20 protein-coding genes are annotated in these 22,008 nt (G+C 64.2%); 16 read left to right on the top strand and 4 right to left on the bottom strand.

What is annotated here, in order from left to right:
• Positions 1–110: 110 nt before the first annotated feature.
• From ACN0YJ_RS03305 to ACN0YJ_RS03230, 16 genes are all read left to right on the top strand, one after another.
• Entirely contained in the window at positions 111–1,703 is a 1,593-nt protein-coding gene (locus ACN0YJ_RS03305) for a GspE/PulE family protein (protein ID WP_417495335.1), read from the top strand.
• Complete coding sequence (locus ACN0YJ_RS03300; RefSeq protein ID WP_417476817.1) at positions 1,696–2,934, top strand: type II secretion system F family protein; 1,239 nt, start codon at positions 1,696–1,698, stop codon at positions 2,932–2,934. The genes ACN0YJ_RS03305 and ACN0YJ_RS03300 overlap by 8 nt, the downstream gene beginning before the upstream one ends.
• The gene (gene gspG / locus ACN0YJ_RS03295; protein ID WP_417476818.1) at positions 2,918–3,370 is read left to right on the top strand and encodes a type II secretion system major pseudopilin GspG; all 453 of its coding nucleotides are present in this window, start codon (positions 2,918–2,920) and stop codon (positions 3,368–3,370) included. The genes ACN0YJ_RS03300 and gspG overlap by 17 nt, the downstream gene beginning before the upstream one ends.
• Positions 3,348–3,818, top strand: coding sequence for a pilus assembly FimT family protein (locus tag ACN0YJ_RS03290; RefSeq protein ID WP_417495334.1), 471 nt, complete (start codon positions 3,348–3,350; stop codon positions 3,816–3,818). The genes gspG and ACN0YJ_RS03290 overlap by 23 nt, the downstream gene beginning before the upstream one ends.
• A complete protein-coding gene (locus ACN0YJ_RS03285; RefSeq protein ID WP_417476820.1) occupies positions 3,808–4,188 on the top strand; it encodes a hypothetical protein in 381 nt (126 codons plus the stop codon). The genes ACN0YJ_RS03290 and ACN0YJ_RS03285 overlap by 11 nt, the downstream gene beginning before the upstream one ends.
• Positions 4,185–4,808 carry a hypothetical protein gene (locus ACN0YJ_RS03280; RefSeq protein ID WP_417495333.1) on the top strand — a complete coding sequence of 208 codons (624 nt, stop codon included), beginning with the start codon at positions 4,185–4,187 and terminating at the stop codon, positions 4,806–4,808. The genes ACN0YJ_RS03285 and ACN0YJ_RS03280 overlap by 4 nt, the downstream gene beginning before the upstream one ends.
• Positions 4,805–5,776 (top strand): hypothetical protein, encoded by a 972-nt coding sequence (locus ACN0YJ_RS03275; RefSeq protein WP_417495332.1) that lies wholly within the window; start codon positions 4,805–4,807, stop codon positions 5,774–5,776. Before ACN0YJ_RS03280 ends, ACN0YJ_RS03275 begins: the two co-directional genes overlap by 4 nt.
• On the top strand, positions 5,773–6,348 hold the full coding sequence (locus ACN0YJ_RS03270; protein WP_417476823.1) for a hypothetical protein: 576 nt from the start codon (positions 5,773–5,775) through the stop codon (positions 6,346–6,348). The genes ACN0YJ_RS03275 and ACN0YJ_RS03270 overlap by 4 nt, the downstream gene beginning before the upstream one ends.
• Positions 6,335–6,751: a hypothetical protein gene (locus ACN0YJ_RS03265; RefSeq protein WP_417495331.1), complete on the top strand. Its 417-nt coding sequence runs from the start codon at positions 6,335–6,337 to the stop codon at positions 6,749–6,751. Before ACN0YJ_RS03270 ends, ACN0YJ_RS03265 begins: the two co-directional genes overlap by 14 nt.
• Positions 6,752–6,819: 68 nt before the next feature.
• Positions 6,820–8,889: a type II secretion system secretin GspD gene (gene gspD / locus ACN0YJ_RS03260; protein ID WP_417495330.1), complete on the top strand. Its 2,070-nt coding sequence runs from the start codon at positions 6,820–6,822 to the stop codon at positions 8,887–8,889.
• Between the two features lie 59 nt (positions 8,890–8,948).
• Positions 8,949–9,704, top strand: a complete 756-nt coding sequence (locus ACN0YJ_RS03255) for a hypothetical protein (RefSeq protein ID WP_417476826.1) — start codon at positions 8,949–8,951, stop codon at positions 9,702–9,704.
• Positions 9,701–12,829 (top strand): FG-GAP-like repeat-containing protein, encoded by a 3,129-nt coding sequence (locus tag ACN0YJ_RS03250; protein ID WP_417495329.1) that lies wholly within the window; start codon positions 9,701–9,703, stop codon positions 12,827–12,829. Before ACN0YJ_RS03255 ends, ACN0YJ_RS03250 begins: the two co-directional genes overlap by 4 nt.
• Complete coding sequence (locus ACN0YJ_RS03245) at positions 12,826–14,052, top strand: tetratricopeptide repeat protein (RefSeq protein ID WP_417495328.1); 1,227 nt, start codon at positions 12,826–12,828, stop codon at positions 14,050–14,052. The genes ACN0YJ_RS03250 and ACN0YJ_RS03245 overlap by 4 nt, the downstream gene beginning before the upstream one ends.
• A gap of 19 nt (positions 14,053–14,071) precedes the next feature.
• Complete coding sequence (locus tag ACN0YJ_RS03240; RefSeq protein ID WP_417489955.1) at positions 14,072–15,310, top strand: tetratricopeptide repeat protein; 1,239 nt, start codon at positions 14,072–14,074, stop codon at positions 15,308–15,310.
• A 27-nt stretch (positions 15,311–15,337) separates the two neighbouring features.
• On the top strand, positions 15,338–15,904 hold the full coding sequence (locus ACN0YJ_RS03235) for a hypothetical protein (RefSeq protein ID WP_417489956.1): 567 nt from the start codon (positions 15,338–15,340) through the stop codon (positions 15,902–15,904).
• Between the two features lie 30 nt (positions 15,905–15,934).
• On the top strand, positions 15,935–17,098 hold the full coding sequence (locus ACN0YJ_RS03230) for a hypothetical protein (protein WP_417489957.1): 1,164 nt from the start codon (positions 15,935–15,937) through the stop codon (positions 17,096–17,098).
• A 124-nt stretch (positions 17,099–17,222) separates the two neighbouring features.
• On the opposite strand, the gene ACN0YJ_RS03225 is transcribed toward ACN0YJ_RS03230, so the two are convergent.
• Genes ACN0YJ_RS03225 through ACN0YJ_RS03210 form a run of 4 tightly spaced genes read right to left on the bottom strand, consistent with a single transcriptional unit; the run spans position 17,223 to position 22,008 of the window.
• Positions 17,223–18,023, bottom strand: coding sequence for a TIGR03084 family metal-binding protein (locus tag ACN0YJ_RS03225; RefSeq protein ID WP_417489958.1), 801 nt, complete (start codon positions 18,021–18,023; stop codon positions 17,223–17,225).
• 2 nt (positions 18,024–18,025) lie between these two features.
• Complete coding sequence (locus ACN0YJ_RS03220; RefSeq protein ID WP_417495327.1) at positions 18,026–19,168, bottom strand: NAD(P)H-dependent flavin oxidoreductase; 1,143 nt, start codon at positions 19,166–19,168, stop codon at positions 18,026–18,028.
• On the bottom strand, positions 19,165–21,192 hold the full coding sequence (locus ACN0YJ_RS03215; RefSeq protein WP_417495326.1) for an acetyl/propionyl/methylcrotonyl-CoA carboxylase subunit alpha: 2,028 nt from the start codon (positions 21,190–21,192) through the stop codon (positions 19,165–19,167). The genes ACN0YJ_RS03220 and ACN0YJ_RS03215 overlap by 4 nt, the downstream gene beginning before the upstream one ends.
• Positions 21,193–22,008 carry an enoyl-CoA hydratase/isomerase family protein gene (locus ACN0YJ_RS03210; RefSeq protein WP_417489961.1) on the bottom strand — a complete coding sequence of 272 codons (816 nt, stop codon included), beginning with the start codon at positions 22,006–22,008 and terminating at the stop codon, positions 21,193–21,195.

The following is a 22,008-nucleotide window of genomic DNA, read 5'->3' as shown; positions in this document are numbered from 1 at the left end:
GCCGGATGGTTTTCGGACCCGGACGGGCAGCGTCTTCCGCTCGTCAGTCCAACCCTGACCCCGCGGCATTGCGTCGTACACAAACCCGCGAAATGTATTAGTCTGTGAGCATGGAAATCGATCGGGCCAGATTGCGGGACATGACGGAGGCCGGGCATTTGACCGCGGCCGAGGCGGCCCATGCCGACGCCCTGCTGAGCCGCACCGGCGAACCGATCGATCAGGTCATAACCCAGCTTGGCCTTCTGCCTGAAGCCTTTCTGGCCCGGTATTTCGCTACATCTGCCGAGTGCGAACTCTGCCTCGACCTGTCCGAAGTTGATCCCGGAGCGATCGCCGATCATGACCCAGATCTCAATCCGGACTTCATCCTGGCCGAGCGGGTCATCCCCATAGCGATCGATTCCGATGCCATCCTCGCGGCGGTGATTGATCCGGTGCGCGATGAAGGCCTGCGGGGCCTGGCTTTTGCGCTCGGCCGTCCGGTCCGCCCGGTCGTCACCACACCTTCGCAATTCAACGCGCTCTATCAGCGGCGTTTCAATGACCGCGCGGGGCAGGCCGCCGACCGCGCGTTCGATGTCACGGCCGATTTTGACCGGCTGAAAGACATGGCCAGCACCGCGCCGGTCGTGCGGTTGGTCAATCGTCTGATCACGGCTGCGGCCGGCGCGCGCGCTACTGATATTCATATCGAACCGGGTCCACGCGAAGCTGCGGTGCGCCTTCGCGTTGATGGCGTCTTGCGCGACCTTGAAACCCTCGATACGGCCCAGGCCCTCGCTGCGATTTCGCGCATCAAGGTCCTGGCCGAGCTGGATATTGCCGAACGGCGGCGGCCCCAGGACGGGCGCTTCTCCCTGCCGGTCGCCGGCCGGGCGATTGACCTGCGTGTTTCGGTCGTCCCCGCCCAGCACGGCGAAAGCATGGTCGTGCGCCTGCTCGATCCGGAGGCCAGCCTCCAGGAGCTCGACGATCTCGGCTTGCCCGCCCAGGTCAAGGCGGTCGCGGAATCCGTGCTGCAACGCCCGCATGGCCTGGTTCTGGTGACCGGCCCCACCGGAAGTGGCAAGACCACAACATTGTATTCCTTCCTGCGCCAGCTCGCCGATGGCGAACGCAAGATCCTCACCATTGAAGATCCGATCGAATACCGCCTTTCCGGCATCGCGCAATCGCAGACCAATCCGCTGATCGGGGTCTCATTCGCCAGCGCGCTGCGCTCCTTCCTGCGCCATGACCCCGATGTCGTGATGGTCGGTGAAATCCGCGATACCGAGACGGCGCAGACCGCGGTGCAGGCGGCGATGACCGGGCATCTCGTGCTCTCGACCTTGCACACCAATGACGCCCCATCGGCGATTATTCGCCTGCTCGATATGGGTGTTGAGGACTATCTTCTGTCATCGACACTGGTCGGGGTCTTCGCCCAGCGACTGGTACGGCGGACCTGTCCGAATTGTTCGGGGCGCGGCTGCACGGCCTGTCAGGGCAGCGGGTTTCTGGGGCGCGTCGCGATTGCCGAGGGCTTCGAGGTCGATGACGCCGTGCGCGAAGCGATCCGTCAATCTGCCTCGGGGCCGGGCCTCGCCCAGCTTCTGCTGCAGCAAGGCTTTATCCCGATGTCCCAGGACGGGCGCAACAAGGTGGATTCCGGTCTGACGACGATGGCCGAAGTCAATCGGGCGGTGGGACGTGCCTGACCCCCGCCCCGGCACAGCGGGCGCGGACCGGCCGGAAAACTGGCGCTATACCATCGAACAGCCCGATGGCCGTCTGCTGCGCGGCGAAGTGGTGGGCCGCACAGAGGCCGAGGCTTTGCACAAACTGAGGGCGCTTGGCGGCACACCCCTCGAGATGACCCGCGCCGGCTCGCGCGGCGGCCTGTTCAGTGGCCGGCGGGCGCATCTCCAGCCGGCGGAACTTCTGGACTTTACCCGTGGCATTGCCGAGCTGATCGATGCGGGCATTCCCCTGCGCGATGCGCTCGCCAGCCTGGCCCAGCGCGAGAAGCGCCCGGTCCTGCGCGCCGCCCTGGTGCGGATTGAGGACCGGGTCCGCAATGGTGAGGCCTTCAGCCAGGCGCTGGACGTGGATAGCGGACAGTTTCCGCGTCTCTTGATCGCCCTTGTGCGGGCCGGTGAGGCCTCCGGTCTGCTGGCCAAGAACCTGGTCGAGCTGGCGGCGCAGATGGAGGATGAGCGCAGTCTGCGCCAGGATCTCATTGGCCAGATGATCTACCCGATGGCGCTGGTGGTGCTGATCAGCCTGACGCTGGTGTTTCTGTCCTTTTTCGTCCTGCCGCAATTCGAGACCATTTTCCTCGACGCCGGTGTCGCGCCGCCGCCGGAGACAGCGTTCGTGCTCGCCGCCGGTGCCTTCCTGCGCGCCTACGCCGTCTGGATCCCGCCGCTCATGATTGCGCTGGCGATCGGCGTCCGCCTGCTGGCACAACAATTCCGGAACGGGCTTGATCGTCTTCTTCAGCTGGTTCCGGTTCTCGGCACGACATTGCGTACGCTGGAGGCGGCGCGCTATTGCCGGACGCTGGGCCTGTTGCTGACCAGCGGCCAACCCCTGTCGCGAGCGGAATCGGTGGCCCGCAGCGCCCTGGCTTCGAGCGAATTGCGTGCGCGCTATGCCCGCGCCGGCGATGCCGTGCGGGCCGGGGAAAGCCTGTCGGCCGCACTGGGTCGTGAAAACGTCCTGCCAGCCCAGGCCTTGCGTTTCATCGAGCTTGGCGAAAGGACCGGCCGGCTCGATGCCATGCTGACCCGTGCGGCGCAGCTGCATGACCGCGAGGTGCGCACAATGCTCAAGCGTTCGGTTGAATTGATCGGGCCGGTGATGATCGCCATACTCGGCCTGTGTGTGGGCGGCGTGATTGCGGCGGTGATGTCGGGGGTCCTGAGTCTCAATGAAGTGGTTTACTGACATGACAAAACCGGCGACCGCCGCGAAATCCAGCGAACGCGGCATCACCCTGTTCGAGCTGCTGGTGGTGCTGGTGATCCTGGCCCTGCTGGCGACCATCGTGGCGCCGCGGGTGATCGGCTATCTCGGGCGCTCCAAGACTGATGTCGCCCAGGCGCAATTATCCTCGATCGCGACCTCGCTCGAACTCTTCTATCTCGATATGGGCCGTTATCCCGATATTGATGAGGGTCTGGAGGCATTGATGGAGGCCCCCGAGGAGAGCGTGACATGGCGCGGGCCGTATTTCGGCAATGCTTCCGGGTTCAATGATCCCTGGGGCCGGCCCTATATCTATCTGCGCGTCGAGCCGGGCGATCGCTTCACCCTGTCCACACTCGGGCGCGATGGCGAAGTTGGCGGCGAGGGCGAAGATGGTGATCTGTCACGCAGCTGATCCCCGGCGCGGATTAGCCGGCTCCGAACGCGGCATGACCCTGCTGGAATTGCTGATCGCGCTGAGTATTTTCGCCGCCATTGCAACGCTCTCCGGTGTCGCCCTGTCCGGCTCGCTGGCCCATCTGCGCCATCAGCGTGCCGCAGAGCTTCTGGTTTCCGATTTGCGCCGGGCCAGCCTGGCGGCCCGCAGCCTTGGCCGGGAGACCGAGATCAGCCTGTCGCCCCAGGGCTATGCCATTGAGACGCTCGAGATTGAGCGCGTCTGGCCACGGGACGTAACGGTGCGCTGGCGGGTACGCCAGACAGGATATTGGCAGACAGCGACGCGCCTTGCGCTACCGGCGCGCACGGTCGAATCCCCCGATGTCGAGGTGGAAATCATTCGCGGGGCGGACAGGATTGCGGTGCGGATCGATCCGGTGACGGGGCGTGTCCATGCCGGCTAGCACGAGCCAGGATGGCGGCTACGCCCTGACCGAAGTGCTGGTCGCCTCGGTGATCGCGGCGGCCGTGGTGACCACAGCGATGACGGGGATGGCGGGCGCTTTGCGCGGCGCCCAGGGCGCGTCACGGATGCAGCTTGTGCTGCTGGAAGGCGCCAATATCTCCGCCCGGCTGCGCGCTGGTGACCGGCCCGCCAATATCGCTGCCGACTATCCCGGCTGGCGGATCGATATTTCGGCCGTCGACCGGCCCGTGGATCCGCGCACCGGGGCCGTGCTGACGCGGGCGCATCTCGAACATGTTGCGCCCTTGCTCGCGCTCGATCTGATCTATCTCGAGGATGGCACGCTCGCGCAGGAAACGCAGCCATGAGCCGGTCCGGGCACGAGGATGCGGCGGGGTTCACCCTGACGGAGGCGCTGATCGCCGTCGTCATCCTGGCCGGGATCGCGGCCGTGCTGGTGCCGGCGGTGAGAACCGCCGTCCGGGTCGAGGCCCGGGCTGCGGGTCTGGTCGAAGGGCTTGAGACCCACGCGGCGGTCGAAGACCTGATGCGTGAATTGCTGTTGCGCGCCTATCGCGCGCCGCGCTCGGACGGGCAGGGACAATTTCGCGGTTCGGCGACATCGCTCAGCTTCCTCACCCTGGCGACAGCCGCCGATTTTCCTGAACCGGTCCGGCTGGACTTTGAGTCCGGCCAGCTGGAATTGACGCTGCCGCACCCTCCCGGCACGCCGCCCAATGCCTATCGCTTCGTGCTCGTCGAGGATGTCGAGCGGGTCCGGTTTTCCTATTTCGGCGATGCCGATGATGGTCGCGGCCAGGCGTGGCAGCGGGTCTGGGATTTGTCCGCCCCGCCGCAAATTGTGGCCGTGGACATCCAGGCCCGCAATGGCAGCGCAAAACGGATCGAAGCCCGGATTGGCGGTGCAGGCGTGTTTGATTGCCGCTTCGATTCTGGGCAAGGTGTCTGCTTGGGGGATGTCGAGTGACGGCGAACACTGTTCTGGGACGATTGACGCATGACGGCAGCGCCATCCTGGCCTGGGCGCTGGCGACTGTGCGAGCCTCGCTTCCCGCCAGGTTACGCCATTTCGGCTGCCGGCCGGACGCGCGACTGTGCCGGCTGGGCGAGGATGCGCGGGTGACCGAGGCCGGCCTTCGCTATCGCTCCCTGCTCGGTGAAGCCTCGCTGGATAGCGCCGCCGATCCTGCCAGAACGGCCAATCTCCAGCTCGAATTGCCCGAGGCCGACCAGTATCGCCGCCTGTTGACGGTCAGCGACAGCGTCGCGCGCCGGGGCCGGGCAGCGCTGGAGCTGCGCCTCAATGAGTTCAGCCCCATCCCGGTGGAGCAGGCCAGTTTCGCTTGCCGGATTGTCGCGCCGCTGGAGACGGGCGGCTACCAGGTCGAGGTCTCGGTGATCCGGGCGCAGCGTCTCGACCAGGCGATCCAGGCCCTGCCGGAGACGCGGGGGCATTGGAGTATTGTCGGCGCCGTCGATGCATCCGGACAGCCCGGCTTTCAGTTCGCCCGGGGCCAGTCCGTGCGCGCCGCGCGCCAGATCGGACGCGGGCCCGCCATGTTGGCGCTGGTCGCCGCCTGTGTGCTGGCCTGCATGGCCTGGGCCGACAGGTTTTCCCGCGAAGCGGCCAGCCTAGAATTGCAGCGCGCCGAGCTGATCAGCTTCGCGCGCGGCCTGCGTGACGCCGATCTCGAGATCCAGCGCGCCGAACAGGCCATCCAGGCCGGTAGCGGCAGCGTCGCCCTGGCGCGCGTTGTCGACGCGTTGCGCGAGCTGGCCCTGCAGGAGCCGGCCGGGCTCGTCATCCAGGCGATCACGCTCGAGACGCCGGACATGCTCTTGATTGAAGGCCCTGCTTCACACGGCCTCGATGCTGACACTTCCGGCGATGCCGGGCGTATGCGGCTGGAATTGCCGCTGGAGGAGGCGTCATGACGATTCTGTTCGCCGCCCTGGACGCGCGGCTGCGCCTGTTTCTGGCCTGGGTAATTCTCGGCACGCTGGCCTTGCTGGTCGCGGTGCCGGTCCTGATGTCCGCCTTCAGCGTGATCGGGGCATGGCAGCGTGCCGATCAATTGCGCCGCGATGTGTCGGCACTGACCCTGCGTGTCGATGGCGAGTATGATGCGGTGGCTGCCTGGTATGCGGCCAATGGCGAAACGGATGAAACCCTGCGCGCCTATAGTGACCCCGATCTGGCGCGCCAGGCGCTGGATGCCGACCTCGACCAGATGGCCGAGGCGCTGATCGACGCCGGTGCCCACTTGTTGCAGACGCCAAGCGTGCAGCAGGCTGCGCTCGGCGAGCGTGTCACCGAACTGGTCGGCGAGGTCCGCTTCTCCGGTGCCCTGGGCGATGTCCTGCGCGCTTTCGCGGCCCTGGAATACAGCCAGATCCGTATCGCGGACCTCAGCCTCAACGCCCTGTCCGGTCAGCCTGAGGGCCGGGTGCGCGGACGCCTGCAATTGCGTCGCCGCTATGTGACGGAGGTCGATGATGAGTCGTAGCGACCTGCTTTGGTCCGGCGCGGTCCTGGCCCTGATTGTGCTGAGTGCGCTGTCCCTCCTTCCGGTCGGCCTGGCACCGCCCTTGCGAACCGCGCCAACCTCGATGCCGGAGCCCGGACCGGTCGATCCGGCCCCGTGGGCGAACTGGCTGGAGGCGCGGATACAGCCGCCGACGGCGGCGCCGATCCGGCAAGCGGCACCTGTCGATGAACTCGCTGGCTATACACTGGTCGGACTGGTCGAGGTGGATGGCCGGATGCTGGCGATGATCGCGGGCAACGGCGGGACGCGCTCTCTCGCGGTCGGCGGGACTCTGGACGGCTATGAAGCGATGGTCATCGAAGCCGATCATATTGTGTTGGCGCGCGACGGAAATGAAATCACCCTGCGCCTCGACCGGTGAGTGAGGCTGGAGGTTTCCGGGGATTAGGCATATGGTCCCCCAACAGGAATTCCGGGGGAGATACGGGCGTGATTTTGCGGTGTTGGCGCGGTGGTATAGCCATTCTTTCGGTACTGGCATTGCAGGGCTGTTCCCTGGTGATGCCCGACGCTCGCGGCATTCATGCGGGTCAATACCCCGCAGCGCCGGTCCAGGCTGCGCAAAGCGCGCGCGAGATCGCCGCGCCCGGCCCGTCCGCAACGCCTGAACCAGACGCCGCCCAGTCCGACAGCAACACCGATGAGCGCGATGGCGAACGTTTGGTCTATTTCGACCAGCAGCGCGGCACGCCCGCCACCAATGTCTCCGGCGATCGCAGTCTCGATAACCGCACCTTGCGCCTGAATTTCGTTGATGCGCCGGTCGCCGATGCTGTGCGGACCATCATTTCTGACGCGCTCGGCCGGCCGGTTCTGGTGGCTGCCGGTGTCGAGGGGCGCATCACCCTGACATCGCCGGAGCCGACCTCGGCCCGGGTCGCCCTGGCGGCGCTGGAAACCGTGTTGAGCGAATCCGGTTTTGCCCTGATCGAGCGCGAGGCGGGTTTTCTCCTGACCCGCGAGGGCGAGGCACAGGCGAGCTTGTCGGAATATTCGACGTCGCTGGGTTATGGCGGTCGTGTTGTGCCGGTCACCCACACCAATCCGAGTTCCATACTGGCCCTGATCGACCCCTTCCTGTCGGAACGCGTCGATGTCATTCCGCACGATGCGGAAGGCGTCCTGGTGATCGCCGGTCCCGCCGGTGAGGTCGAGAGCGCGGTCGACGCCATCCAGACCTTCGACCGTCCCTTCCTGACCAATCGCATTTTTGGCATGTATGAGCTCCAATATGTGAATGCCGAAACGGCCAAGAGCGAAGTTGATTCCGTGCTTGCGGGCCTGGGTGGCGGGTCCGGCGCGACCACGACCATCGCCTTGCCGCGGCTCAATCTTCTGTTTGTCGTCACACGCGACCGCGCCCAGTTCGAGCAGATCGGGGCCTGGATCACACGTTTCGACCGGCCTTCAGGCGGCGATGAGCGGCGCCTGCGTTACTACGTAGTTCGCAACACACCGGCCGCCACGCTGGCCTCCCAGATCACAGCGGCCTTTGCCGGCGGCGAGACCGGCGGCGCCGCGTCCTTCGGGCCGCAACATACTGGCGACGACATTGGGGCGCCCGGTACGGCAGGCGACAGTTCGCGCGGACCGGAGGGCCGGCTGGCGATCATTCCCGACCTTCTCAACAATGCCCTGATCATTCGCGCCACCGACCAGGAGTATCGGGAAATTCTCGAACTGGTGCAGCGCATGGACGTGATGCCGCCACAGGTTCTGATCGAGGCGACGATCGCCGAGGTTCGGCTGGTCGACGGGCTGAGCTTTGGCGTGCGCTGGTATTTCGAAAACCAGACCGGTTCCGGCATCTCGACCACCAGTTTCACCGATGACGTCAACGGTACGACCAATCCGGTCTTTCCCGGCTTCAACTACGCCTTTGCCGGCACAGATCTGCGCGCAACGCTGAATGCGCTCAACTCGATCACCGACGTGACGGTGCTTTCGGCGCCCTCGATCATGGTCCAGAATAATCAGACCGCGCATCTCCAGGTCGGCGATGAAGTGCCGATCGTGACCCAGACCGCGAGCTCCGTGACCGAGTCCAATGCACCGCTGGTCTCCTCCATCGAGCTGCGTCAGACGGGTGTGATCCTGGAAGTCACGCCGCGCATCAATGCCAGCGGCATGGTGGTGCTCGATGTGATGCAGGAGGTGAGCAGTGTGCGCCCGACGACGACGTCCGGGATCGACTCACCGACCATCCAGAAACTGGAATTCACCAGTACGGTAGCGGTGCGCAGCGATAATACCGTCGCGCTGGGCGGTCTGATCCGCGAGGCTCATTCCGACAATGAAGCCGCCATTCCGCTGCTGGGCCGTATTCCCGGCCTGGGAAATGTCTTCAAGAATCGCGATATCAGTAGCGAGCGCAGCGAGCTGGTCATCTTCCTGACGCCGCGGATCATCACGACGGACGAGGATGCGGCGAATGTCTTGCTGCATGTCCGGCGCGAACTTGAGGCACTGGAAGCCAGGCGCAGCGACCTGTTTGATTGATGAGCATCGCACGAAGGCATACGAGTCAGACCGGATCGGCGATCATATTCGTCCTTTGGATGTCGGTGCTTCTCGCTGTCATCCTGGCGGGTGTCATGGCCATGACCCAGACCGAATTGCGCCTGGGCAACGGGCGCCGGAGCCTGCTTTCCGAGCGGGAAGCCATGCTCTCTGCGCTCGATCTTGTGGCCTATGATACGGCGCTTGTCGGGCGCAGCTATGTCGCCAGCCTGCCGCGTAGCGTCACCATTGACGGCCAGCAGGTTCGTGTCGGTCTGGCGCCCTCCCAAAGCCGGCTCGACATCAATATGGCGAATGATGAAGCCTGGATCGCGCTCTTTACCCGGCTGGGCGAAAGCGAGAGTGCGGCCCGGCGTCTGGCTGACCAGATTCTCGACTGGCGCGATAATGACGAGACGGCGCGCCAATACGGCGCCGAACGCGCGGATTATCCCGCGGGCTCGCGGAAGGCGCCGCAGAACCGGCCCTTTATCACCGTGGCGGAATTGAGCGAGGTGCTCGATATGACGCCGCAGAGACTGGCTTGCGCAGCACCCTATATTACCGTTTTTGGTGGCACACCCGCCGGGCTGGCCGATCTGGCAGGTTCCGATACCGCAGGTTCGATGGATGGCGTCCGCGTCGCGTTTCAGGCCGAGCTGGTGCAGTCCGATGGCGGCGCCAGCCGCCTTGCGGCGCTGGCCCTGTTCGGCGCCAATCGCGCGCGGCCATTCGACTGGGTTGCCTTTCCGGTCCGGGAGTTTGATCCGGGCGGTTGCGGCGCAGCGGCAGCAGCAGGGGAGCAGCCGGCATGAGCATGATGAATCCCGTATCCAGGCCTCACTCCAGACGGCTGATTTTCGCAGCGCTGCTGATCGCGACGCTCGCCTATATGTTCTGGACCGGCTCGCGCTACCCCTCGCTTGATGAGAAGGCGATGATGGGCGGCGCGATCCAGCTGGAGGATCCACTGGGCTTTGAAGCGGTCCTGCCGATCGAACACGGCCTCTCGGTGATGCAGCGTATCGCCTATTCCACGGTCAACTGGATCGACACCAACAAGAAGGGAATGACGTTCGGCCTGTTGTTCGGTGCCGCCTTCCTGACCTTGCTCGGCTATTTGCGGCGGCGGAATTTCCGGCTGCCCTTCTCCAATTCCCTTTACGGCATGTTTCTCGGCGCACCGCTTGGCGTGTGCGTCAATTGCGCCGCGCCGATCGCGAAGGGCCTCTATCAGGGCGGATCACGGGCCGAGACGACATTGTCGGCAATGATCGCCTCACCGACGCTGAACATCGTCGTGATGACGATGTCGTTCTCGCTCCTGCCCTTCTATATCGCCGCGACGAAACTGGTCTTGAGCCTGCTGGTGATCCTGGTCGCGGTGCCGATCCTGTGCCGTTTCATCCCGCCCGAAAAGCTGCTCAGCAGCGTCACCGGAAGCGAAAGTGCGCCCATGGCACCAGCGCTCGAGGAAGCGGATGATCTGCCGATCGAATCCTTCCCGCAGGCGGTGCTCCATTTCGGTCTCGATTTTGCGCGGAACCTCTGGTTCATCCTGAGGACGACCCTGCCACTGATGTTGCTGGCGGGCCTTCTCGGCGCCATCGCCGGCACGCTGATGCCGCCGCAGGGTCTGGCACTCGGCGATTTCGGTCCGCTGGGTGTGGCTGTTGTCGCGGTGATTGGAACATTCATGCCGGTGCCAATCGGTTTTGATGTCGTGCTGTCCGGCGCGCTGCTCAATGGCGGTGCCAGCCATGGCTTCATCATGACGCTGGTCTTCACTCTGGGTAGCTATAGTGTCTATTCCTTCCTGATTGTCGGGACATCGGTCGGCTGGCGGGCGGCTGTCATGCTGGGTGCGATCGTGATGGGGCTGGGCTTTGCCGCCGGGCTCGGGGCGGAAGCCTATCGCGATTTCCAGACCCGCCGGGCGATCGAAATGCTGGTCTCCGAAGCGGCCGCCGAGCCAGCGCAGTCTCTGCTCCCCGCCGCAACCCAGGCCGGGCCCGACGCGGCCGGGTCGATCAGTCTGGAACGTCTGCCCTATGCGGCTTCGTCGGCGCCGCGCGGCGAGACGGCATTCACCCGGCTCGAGGCCTGGCAGATCGGGATTGATCATCCGGTCGAATTTTCCTTTGCCGATATGTGGCCGCCCTTCTGGGAAGGCCGCGCCATCACCTCCGGCGATATCGACCGCGATGGCGATGCTGACCTGGTCTTCGCCTCGACCCGCGCGGGCCTGCACATCTATCTCAATGATGGCGGCGGCGAGTTCGAGGCCGGCCAGACCGAAATTGGCATCGTGGCCGATCTGCCGGTCTTCAACGCCGTGCTGGTTGATATCGATGGCGATGGCTGGCTCGACCTGTTTCTCGCCACCTATCAGCAGGGTCTCTACGTATTGCCCAATCGCGATGGCCGGTTTGATCCGGACGGTTTGAGGCCGGTGAGCAATCGCGAGGATGCCATCCTGGCCATGGCATTGAGCTTTGGTGATGTCGATCGCGACGGCGATCTTGATGTGGCGCTGGGGAATTGGGCGGCCGGATGGTATCGCCGCATTCCCGGTGAGGAATCGCGCAACCGGATCGTGTTCAATGATGGCGGCGCATTGTCCGGCGAAGAATTCCTGGACCTGCCCGGCATTCCCGGCGAGACCTTGTCCATCCTGCTCAGCGATCTCGACAATAACGGCACCCAGGATTTGCTGGTCGGCAATGATTTCGAGGTGCCGGACTATTTCTATCTCGGCGATGGTGAGGGCGGTTTCAGCGCGATGACGCGCCAGGATGGCCGCATCCCGATGACCACGACGACAACCATGTCGGTCTCGGCCAATGATCTGACGAATGACGGTGCAGCCGAGATCTATCTGGCGCAGATCGCCGGCCGGGCTTCGGGAGTTTCCAGCCGTCTCAGAATGCAGCCGATCGAGCAGTATTGCGACGGTATCCTGCGCGAGGCCGACCGGGCCGTGTGCCAGCAGAATATGGATATCAAGAACTGGTACCGGCCGGGCAATGCGCTCGACCCGTCCTTCGCCAATCATTGCGCCCCGCTGGCCGAACCCTATCGCTCCGAATGCCGGGGCATGCTGATCAAGGATATCGCGATCCAGAACCGGAATCCTGACATGTGTGCGCTGGTCCCGGTCGGGCAGATCCGCGCGCGGCAGTATTGCGACATTCATTTTCAGCCATCGCGCCCGATGACCGCCGGCGAACAGGATGCGGCGATCCCGCAAATCCTCGCCCGCAATGTCCTGCTGCAGCCCGCCGCCGACGGCGGATATACCGAGCAGGCCCGCGCGCTGGGCCTCGAGGTTGGCGGCTGGAGCTGGGATGTCTCGATCGCCGACTTCGACAATGATGGCTGGCAGGACGTCTATATCGTCAATGGCACCTGGGTGCCCAATGAGGTGACGCCGTCCAATATCTTCCTGCGCAATAATGGCGGCACCGGATTCGAAGAGGTCACCGAGGCCTGGGGCTTGAGCGATTACCTCATCACCGCGGCCGCGACGGTGACCGATATCGATCATGACGGCGATCTCGACATGATCACGGTTCCGGTCAACGGGCCGGCCGTGGTGTTTCTCAACAATGCGCGCGATACCCGCGCCATCGGCTTCGAGTTTGACGACCGGATCGGCAATCGCGACGGCATCGGTGCCCGCGTCGAGATCCGCTATGGCGAAACAGGCGAACAGATGCAGATGCGCGAAGTGCAGCTGGGGGGCGGCTATATGTCGTTTGACGCGCCGCTGGCCCATTTCGGGCTGGGTGAGGCGACGCAGATCGAAAGCGCGACGATCCGCTGGGCCGATGGCGGCGTGACGCGGATCGACGAGCCGCTGCAGGCGGGCGCGACCTATCGGATTACCCGTACGGACATTGATCAGGGGCAAGCCCCGTTGGAGGACAGCCGGCCATGAATATGCGTTTGATAATTGGTGCTGTGGCGGGATTCGTCGTCCTGGCGGGGATTGCCGCGTGGAGCCTCTATTCGAGTGACAGCCGCTCGGCGCTGGATCCCGAACAGGTTGCGGCGACGATGGCGGAAGCGGAATCGGCCTATGCCGATACGGATTATGTGCGGGTCGCGGAAATTCTGACCGGTCTGGCCGAGCAGGGTGTGCCGCTGGCGCAATACCGGCTGGGCCTGATGTATCGTGTTGGCCAGGGTGTCGAGATGGACGAGGACGTGGCGATCGAATGGCTCGCACGGGCTGTCCAGCAGGACTTTCCCTCCGCGCGCGCGCCGCTGGTGGAGATTTACCTCGAACGGGCCCGGAGTGCTGAAACGGCCGCTGCCGGCGTGCCCTGGTATGAGCGGGCTGCGGCGCTGGACGCCGTCGATGCGCAGGCGGTGCTGGGCTCCTATTACCTGACCGGAACCGAAGTGAATCAGGATATTGCGCGCGGTATCACCCTGCTCACCGCCGCCGCCGAAGCGGGCGATGTGCGGGCGCAATCCAATCTTGGCTATGCCTATACCGCGGGCGCCGGTGTCGCGATTGATGATGCCGAGGCGTTTCGCTGGTATCTCGCTGCCGCTGAAGGCGGGCTTGTCCGGGCCCAGGCGGCTGTCGGCCTGTTTTACGAAACCGGCCGCGGCACCGAGGTCAATCTGCCCGAGGCAATCCGCTGGTATCTGAATGCGAATTCGGCGGGCGCGCCCGGTACGGGCGCCCGGCTTGGCAATCTGGCGCTCAATGGTGTCCTGGAGGGCCGCAGCTCGCAGGAGGTAACCGGCTGGGTTGCCGAGGCGGCCCGTGCCGATGTGGACGGCGCTGTCGCCTGGCTTGAGGCTGCCGCGGAAACCGGCGATGCCGACGTTCTCAACCAGTTGGCGGAGTTCTACGAAGCCGGAGAGGTCCTGCCGCAGAACTCGGAGCGGGCGCTTGAGAATTTCCGCCGCGCCGCCGAGGCGGGCTCGCCCGAGGCCCAGCTCGCCATGGCACGGCGCTATGCGACCGGGAATGGTGTGACCCAGGACTATGTCGCCGCGCATGTCTGGGCCAATCTGGCCGCCGCCGCCGGGGTGCCCGGTGCCGCCGAACAGCGGACGGTGTTCGCCCAATTCCTCAGTCCCGAAGATCTGGCCCGGGCGCAGGCTCAGGCCACCGAGTGGAGGGCCGCCCATCGTGACGACTAGGTCTGGTGTTTTCTGCGCAGTGCTTCTCAGCCTGACACTTGCCGCCGGCACCGCGCAGGCACAACCGGCTGCGGACGCGGATGAAGCGGTTGCCCGCGCCGCCAGCACGATCGAACAGGGCTATTATGGCGATGCCCTCCAACAACTGGCATCGCCCGGCCTGCGTGACGTCGCCGAAGCGCAGGCCCTGTTGGGTGACCTCTATTTGCGCGGACTGGGCGTGCCGCAGAATTTCGGCACCGCGATGGACTATTATCGCCGGGCCGCCGGCCTCGGTAGCGCGGCCGGACAAAATGCATTGGGACGCGCCTATGCAGAAGGCCAGGCTATCCCGCGTGATGCCCAACGGGCGTTTGAATATCTGACTGAAGCGGCGATGAGCGGGGTGCCGGGCTATCAATCGGACCTGGCGCGCGCGCTGGAAACCGGCGTGGGCGGCGAGCCCCGGCCGGACGAGGCGGCGAGCTGGTATCAACGTGCCGCGGAACAAGGCGATCTCGATGCGATGACGAGCCTTGGCGTCCTCTATCTCGAGGGGCGTGGTGTGGAGCGCGACGCGGACCGGGCGATCGAGCTTTTCGCGCAGGCCAGCGAAGCCGGTGATGCGCGCGCGCAGAATAATCTCGGGCTGATCTATGTTCGCGGCGAGGATGTCGAGCGCGATTATGACCTGGCTTTCGAGCTGTTCTCCGTCGCTGCCGAACAGGGACAACGCGAGGCACTGACCAATCTGTCCGTCATGTATGCCAGCGGTTTCGGCGTTGATGTTGATGAGGCGCAATCCGTCCGCTTGCTGGAACAGGCGCGCCGCGCCCGCGGGCTGACGCTCTCGACCCTGCTCGAACAAGTCGGATTTCCCTATGACGCGCGGTTGGCGGAACAGGATTGGAGCATGCCGCTCAGTCCGGCCAATGAGCAGGCTGCCCGTGGCGGCGACCCGGTCGCGCTGTATCTGACGGCATTGCGTTATCTCAATGGTGCCGGTGTCAGGCAGGATATTCCGGTCGGGGTTGAGCGCATGCAGCGCGCGGCCGATCTCGGCATGGGGACAGCCCAATTCATGCTGGGACTGATGTATGCCCATGGGCGCAATCTGCCCCAGGATTACGGACATGCCTATGTCTGGACAAGCCGGGCGGCGCTGGCGGCTGTGCCGGGTGCGGCGGAAGTTCGCGATGCACTCGCCGCCGAAATGGGTGCGGCGCAATTGCGGCAGGCGCAACAGCGCGTTGCCGCCTCGCTCGACAGGGCGCAATGACGTGTCTGGACGGAAGTCGATACAAACATGGCGCAAAGCGCCATAATAATTGCGTCATCGGGGGTGTTGCTGATGCAGGTTTGGTGTATAAAACCTGCGATGCAGCGTGAAGGCTGCGTAGGTGACCAAGCAGGGGCGGGCTCAATGAATACCTTAAAGCTATTGGCGGCATCGGTCCTTGCGGCGGGGTTGATCACGGTGTCGGCCGTCGCGCAGCAGCCGCGACTCTCGACGCAGGGCGGGTTCACCGAGCAATTCATCGGTTCGCGCCTGAGCTTCACCACCGATCCCGGTTTGAGCAATTATACGCTCACTGTGACCGGACCGGATGGTTATCATGGGCAGATTGAATCCGCGCGGGTGGCTCCAACCTTCCGCCTGGCTGATTTCGGCTCGGTGCCCGACGGGCTCTATTCTTACGAAATGACGGCGGCGACGACCGAGCAGCAAGTCTTGGCCACGCCACCTGTCTCCGGGGCTGATGGCCGTTCCGGACGGACGCGACCGGCATTGGTCGGCACTTCGATGTCTGGCTCGTTTCGCGTGGTGAATGGCCAAGTTCTGCAAATGGATCCGGCAGCGTCTGAGCGCTGATCGCACTTAAATTATCTGGGGATGAAGCTGATGAAATTCATGAACACGACGAGCGCTGCGGTGATTGCCGCTGCCGCCCTTATGGGGATGGCGAGCCAGGCAAACGCAGACATCCAGCATCTCGATGACGTCATCATCACTTTCAGTCTCTGCGTCGGCAATGACTGCAATAATGGCGAAAACTTCGGGTTCGATACGATGCGGCTGAAGGAAAACAACCTCCGGATCCATTTCCAGGACACCAGTAATTCAGCGAGCTTTCCGTCCCGTGACTGGCGCATTGTGGTGAATGATACCAGTAATGGTGGCGCGAACTATTTCGCGATCGAGGACTCTGACGCCGGACGTATACCGTTCCGGATCATGGCTGATGCGCCAGCTAACTCCCTCTATGTTGCCGCCAGCGGCAATGTCGGCATGGGCACTGCGTCTCCACTGGTCCAGCTGCATGTGAATGACGGCAATACGCCAACCCTGCGCCTCCAGCAGGACGGTTCCAGCGGCTTTACCTCGCAAACCTGGGACGTCGCCGGTAACGAGGCCAACTTCTTCGTTCGTGACGCAACGAATGGTAGCCGGCTTCCCTTCCGCATCGAGCCCAATACGCCCCAAAACGCCTTGTACCTGGATAGTACCGGCAATGTCGGGCTGGGAACGGCTGCTCCAGCCTCCCCGCTGCATGTGACCTCGTCCAGCGCGTCAATCGCGCGGTTTGCCGGCGCCGGAACCAAGTTCATCCATCTGACCAGCACCGATAATGGTGGCGTTCAGCTTCGGCTTGAATCGGACAGTCAGAACCGCCGGATCATCGGTATGAGCGGTGATGGCAGCACCAAGATGACGCAGCTCATCCTGGCAGATTCCGAGATCCGCCTGACCGGAGAAAGTGATGTCTGGGCCACGATCGATGCCAGCGGCATCACAACGGTCGGGCCAACCTGTAATCCTGGTCCCTGTGACCTGACCTTTGATCCTGAGTATTTTGAAGTACCTTCGATCGAGGATCATGCGGCTGCGATGTGGGAAAACCGCTATCTCGACGCTGTCGGTCCAACCAGCCCCAATGAGCCCTTCAATGTGACCCAGAAAGCGGGTGGCATGTTGCACGAGCTCGAGGTCGCACACATTTATATCGAGCAATTGAACACCCGCTTGGCGGCGCTTGAACAACAAGTCGCGGAAGTTCAGCCATAATCTGCTGAACGGTCAGTCGACGCTCAATCGAGACCCTGCGGCCGCCCTCCCTGATCGGGGAGGGCGGCCGTATTCTTTGGCGGCTCCGGCGCATCTCGATCCGTGGGCCCGGATCCGTTGGCGCTCAGCCGCTGGCAGGTCGACGCAGGCCGGGTGCCGGCGGTGTTTCGGGTGGCCCGGCGAAGCATTGCGCCTTGGCCATCCAGACCGCGGCAGTCTCGCCGGTTGTGTCCAGGTCGACATCGGCGATATTGCGCACTTGGGTCACGACCTGGCAGAAAGCCTCGGCCGTCCCGCCAATCATATTGTCCGGATCCCGCTCACCCCATGTCCAGACTTCGCCGGATGGTGCGGTCAGTGAGAGGAAGGGCCGTGCTTCGGGCAGGGGCAGACCATTGACGCGGAAGGTCCAGGCGAAGGTGTTGGCGCCCAATTGCACAATATTGCGGATCCGGTCGGTATTGACCCGGGCAACCCCGAGCGCGTCGAAAATCGCTTGGCCATGGGCCCAGGTTTCCATCTGGCGAGCGGCCAGGCTGGAGCGGGCGCTCATCGACGGCCCGGCCCATTTCAGGCGCGTCCTGGGATCGATCCCGGCAAAGCGCGCTGCGAGTTGTTCGGCAAAACCGGACCATTCATCGAGCAGGGCATGGCCGTTCAACCCGCCGAACATCTCACGCTCCAGCGTTCGCATTCCGCCCGGATCACCCAGGCTGAAAACCCGACCGAGCAGGCGTTCCAGTTCGGCTTCGTCATGGACCTGCAGATAGGCGGCGCGGTTCCAGAAATGCAGATGGCGCAGAATGTCGTTGCTCGTCCAGGCCTTGAACAGGGTGGGCTGGTCGAAGCCGGCGCCCGTGAGCGGATCCAGCAGGGTCTTGAGGGCCAGATTTTCGGCGCGGAAATCATCGGCGATGGCGTGCATTTTCAGTCCTCCATTTCGAGGAAGTTCGACAGGCGCTCATAGGCGGCCACAAAGTCCTCCTTGAAACACTGGACCACGGCACCAGTCGACATGGCCTGGTTCATCAACCCTACGCCTTGCCCGACCCAATACGTGTCGAGCGCCATCGCGCCTTCATGCCCGCCGCCGGAGAGGTCGCGGATCTTCTGCAGGGCGGGTTCGCTGACCAGAGCCTGCAGCGGCATGGGAAGGGGCACGGGGCCTTCCTGATCCCAGGCCTCCGTCCAGGGAGAGCGCAATTGGCGCGAGGGCTTGCCGGTGCGCGATTTGGAGCGGACCGTATCGCGCGAGGCGGCGGCGAGCATTTTTTCCTTCACGACCGGGCTGGTCTCGGCCTCCGCCGTCGTCAACCAGACCGAGCCGCACCAGGCGCCTGATGCACCCATCGCCATCGCGGCGGCCATCTGGCGTCCCGTGGTGATGCCGCCCGCCGCCAGGATGGGCACATTGCCATAGGGCTGGATGGCCTCATGGACTTCCGGCACCAGCACCATGGTGGAAACCTCACCGCAATGCCCGCCGGCCTCGCCGCCGGCGACGACCAGGATGTCGACTCCGGCCTCGACCTGTTTGATCGCGTGTTCCTTGGTGCCGACCAGGGCGGCAACGGCGACGCCATGTTCCTTCGCCATGCTGAGCATGTAGTCGGGGGGAATGCCCAGCGCATTGGCGATCAGCTTGATCGGGTGTTTGAAGGCGACCTTCAGCGAGGCCATGGCGCCTTCTTCGGTCAGGTTCTCGGCGAATTGCAGGAATTCACTGCGCCCGGACTCAATGGCGCCGGCTTCAATGCCATAGCGGCCAAGGACTTCGGAGGCGAAGTCCTTGTGCGTGTCCGGCACCGCGCCCAGCAGGCGTTCCGGATCAATGGCCGTGCCCTTGCCTTCGAAGCGATTGGGCACGATCAGATCGACACCGTAAGGCTTGCCATCAACATGCGCATCGATCCAGGCGAGCTCTTCCTCGAGCCGGTCCGGCGGCAGGTTGACCGCACCGAAAATCCCCATCCCGCCAGCATTGGTGACGGCCGCGACCACATCGCGGCAATGGCTGAAACCGAGCAGCGGAAACTCGATGCCCAGCATGGTGCAGATCGGAGATTTCATGGTGCGTCGTCCTGTTTTGTCGTGTCGGGTTCGATGATGAAGAGGCGTTGGCCGGATTTGACCTGGCTGCCGCCCGCCTGTCCGATCTCGACGATTATGCCATCGAGATCGGCGCGGATTTCGTGCTGCATTTTCATGGCTTCGAGAACGGCAATGCGGTCGCCCTTCGTGACCCTGTCGCCCGGCGCGATGCAGACTTCGACCAGCAGGCCGTGCATCGGTGCCGTTACCCGTCCCGATGCCACTGCTTCGTCGCGCGCCTGCGGGGCGCCAATCTGATTGCCCAATGTGACCGCGTGGTCGCCAATCATCAGGAAGATCCGCGCCCGGTCGAGATGTTCGAAACGGGCCAGCTGGCGTCTGCCGTCAATGATCAAGCGCGCATGTCCCGGGCGTTCGCTGATAATCTCGACAAGGTGGAAATCGCCGGCGAGCTGGACCCGGTAGGCGTCCGTCCCGAGCGAGACGGCTGAGGTCGTCACCGGCTTGTTCATGCCCTCGATCTGATAGGCATAGCTGGAGGATAAACGGCCGGCGCTATGCCAGCCCAGCAGCGCGGCGGGCAGGGTGACCGCCGTCTGGAGTGCGTCCCTGGATGCCTGGCGAAGCTGCAAGACGCAGGCCGCCGCCAGCACGCCGCCCGGCAGCGCCAACGGTTTGAAATCGCCGCCGGGCAGCATATCGCCGACGAAGGCCGTCGTCGCTTCGCCAGCCTGGAAGGCCGGCTCGCGCACCGCGGCGATCAGGAAATCGCGATTGGTCTGCAGGCCGGCAATGCCCGTCGCCTGCAGGGCGGCTTCAAGGCGCTGGCAGGCAATGGCGCGGCTGGGGCCCCGGGCGATGATCTTGGCGATCAACGGATCATAATGGGGCGAGACCTCGCTGCCCGATTCAATGCCGGCATCGACGCGAATCCCGTCGCCGGACGGTGCAATCCAGCGTTCGATCGCGCCGGAACAGGGCAGAAAGCCTCGCGCCGGATCCTCCGCATAGAGCCGCGCCTCGATGGCATGGCCGGTCAGGGTGATATCATTCTGGGTGAGACCCAGCGGCTCGCCGCGGGCGACGCGCAATTGCAGTTCGACCAGATCCAGGCCTGTGACCATTTCCGTCACCGGGTGCTCGACCTGAAGCCGGGTATTCATCTCGAGAAAATAGAAACGCCCGTCGGCGTCCAGCATATATTCCACCGTGCCGGCGCCGACATAATCAACCGATTGAGCAGCGAGAATGCCCGCAGCGCCCATCTCGGCGCGCAAGTCATCCGTCATCACCGGGCAGGGCGATTCCTCGAGCACTTTCTGGTGCCGCCTCTGCACCGAACAATCGCGCTCGCCGAGATGAATGGCATGACCCTGGCTGTCACAGAAAATCTGGATCTCGACATGGCGGGGCCGGTCCAGCGCCCGCTCAAGGATCAAGTCGCCGGCTCCGAAGGCTTGTTCTGACTCCGAGCGCGCCAGCGGCAGGGCCGCGATCAGCTCCGGCTCACTCTCGACGCGGCGCATCCCGCGTCCGCCGCCGCCAGCCGCTGCCTTGATCATGATCGGATAACCGATCGCTCTCGACGCCGTCAGGAAGGCCTCGTCCGACTGGTTGGTATCCTGATAGCCGGGCAGGCAGGGCACACCCGCCGCGACCATGCGCCGTTTCGCGGCCGCCTTGTCGCCCATCACCGCGATCGCGTCCGGCGAGGGGCCGATGAAGATCAGGCCGGCATCGCGGCAGGCCCGGGCGAAATCGGCATTCTCGGAGAGGAAGCCATAGCCGGGATGGATGGCCTCGGCGCCGCTCGATCGGGCGGCCTCGATCAGGCGTTCGATCGAGAGATAGGATTGCGCCGCCACATCCGGTCCGAGCAGGACGGCATCATCGGCGAGGCGGACGTGTGGCGAACAGCTGTCCACCGGCGAGTGAACGGCAATGGTGCGGCAACCCAGCCGGCGGGCTGTGGCTATGATACGGCAGGCGATTTCACCACGATTGGCGATCAGGATGGAGCGGAAGGCAGAGGCGGTCATCATCTACTCCCCGGCCCAGACAGGCTTGCGTTTTTCGATGAAGGCCGCAATTCCCTCGCGCGCTTCATCACCCAGCATGCAGTCAGCGAACCCTTCGGCGGCGAGCTGTGTCATCTCGTCCGGCGGTGTATTTGGTGTCGCGAGAACCAGCGCCTTGGTGACGGCATTCGCTTTCGGTGCGCAGCGCAAAACCTGTTCGCGGATCGCAGCCTCCAGTGGCGCGATGTCGCTAGCCTCCGGTGCCAGAAAGTCAGCCAAACCAAGTGTTTGGGCTTCTGATCCCTTGAAGCGCGCCGCCGTCAGCATCAGCCGCCGCGCCGTCGAAAGTCCCAGCCGCTGCACCACGAAACGGGCGATCTGTGCCGGCGGAATACCCAGCGTCGTCTCAGTCAACGCAAAGCGCGCATCGGCTGTCACGATCACCAGATCGGCGCAGCAGACCAGGCCGAGACCGCCCGCCATGGCAGCCCCCTCGACGATCACGATGACGGTTTGCGGCAGCGTATTGACCGCATCGAACAAGGCCCCGGCCTGCCGGCTGGCCTCGACCACGCGCTCGCGATCACCCTGGCCCTGCAGGTCGGTTCTGAAGCTTCTGAGATCTCCGCCGGAACAGAAAATTCCATTGCGTCCACGCAGGGTTACGCCGCGAATATCGCGCCGCGGACGCACCGCTTCGAGTACCGACATCAGCTCCGTGGAAAGCTCAGAGGAAAGGGCGTTGCGGTTCTCCGGCGTGTTGAACCAGAGTGTCAGCCAGCCGCCATCCAGCTCCTGATCTATCGTGGTGGTTTCGGGTAATTCGTTGATTGTGCTCAT

It is taken from the genome of Maricaulis sp. (assembly GCF_048270095.1).
In the GTDB taxonomy this organism is placed as follows: Bacteria; Pseudomonadota; Alphaproteobacteria; order Caulobacterales; family Maricaulaceae; genus Maricaulis.
The sequence above is the reverse complement of the archived record's forward strand: the minus strand, read 5'-3'. Positions and strand labels throughout refer to the sequence as shown.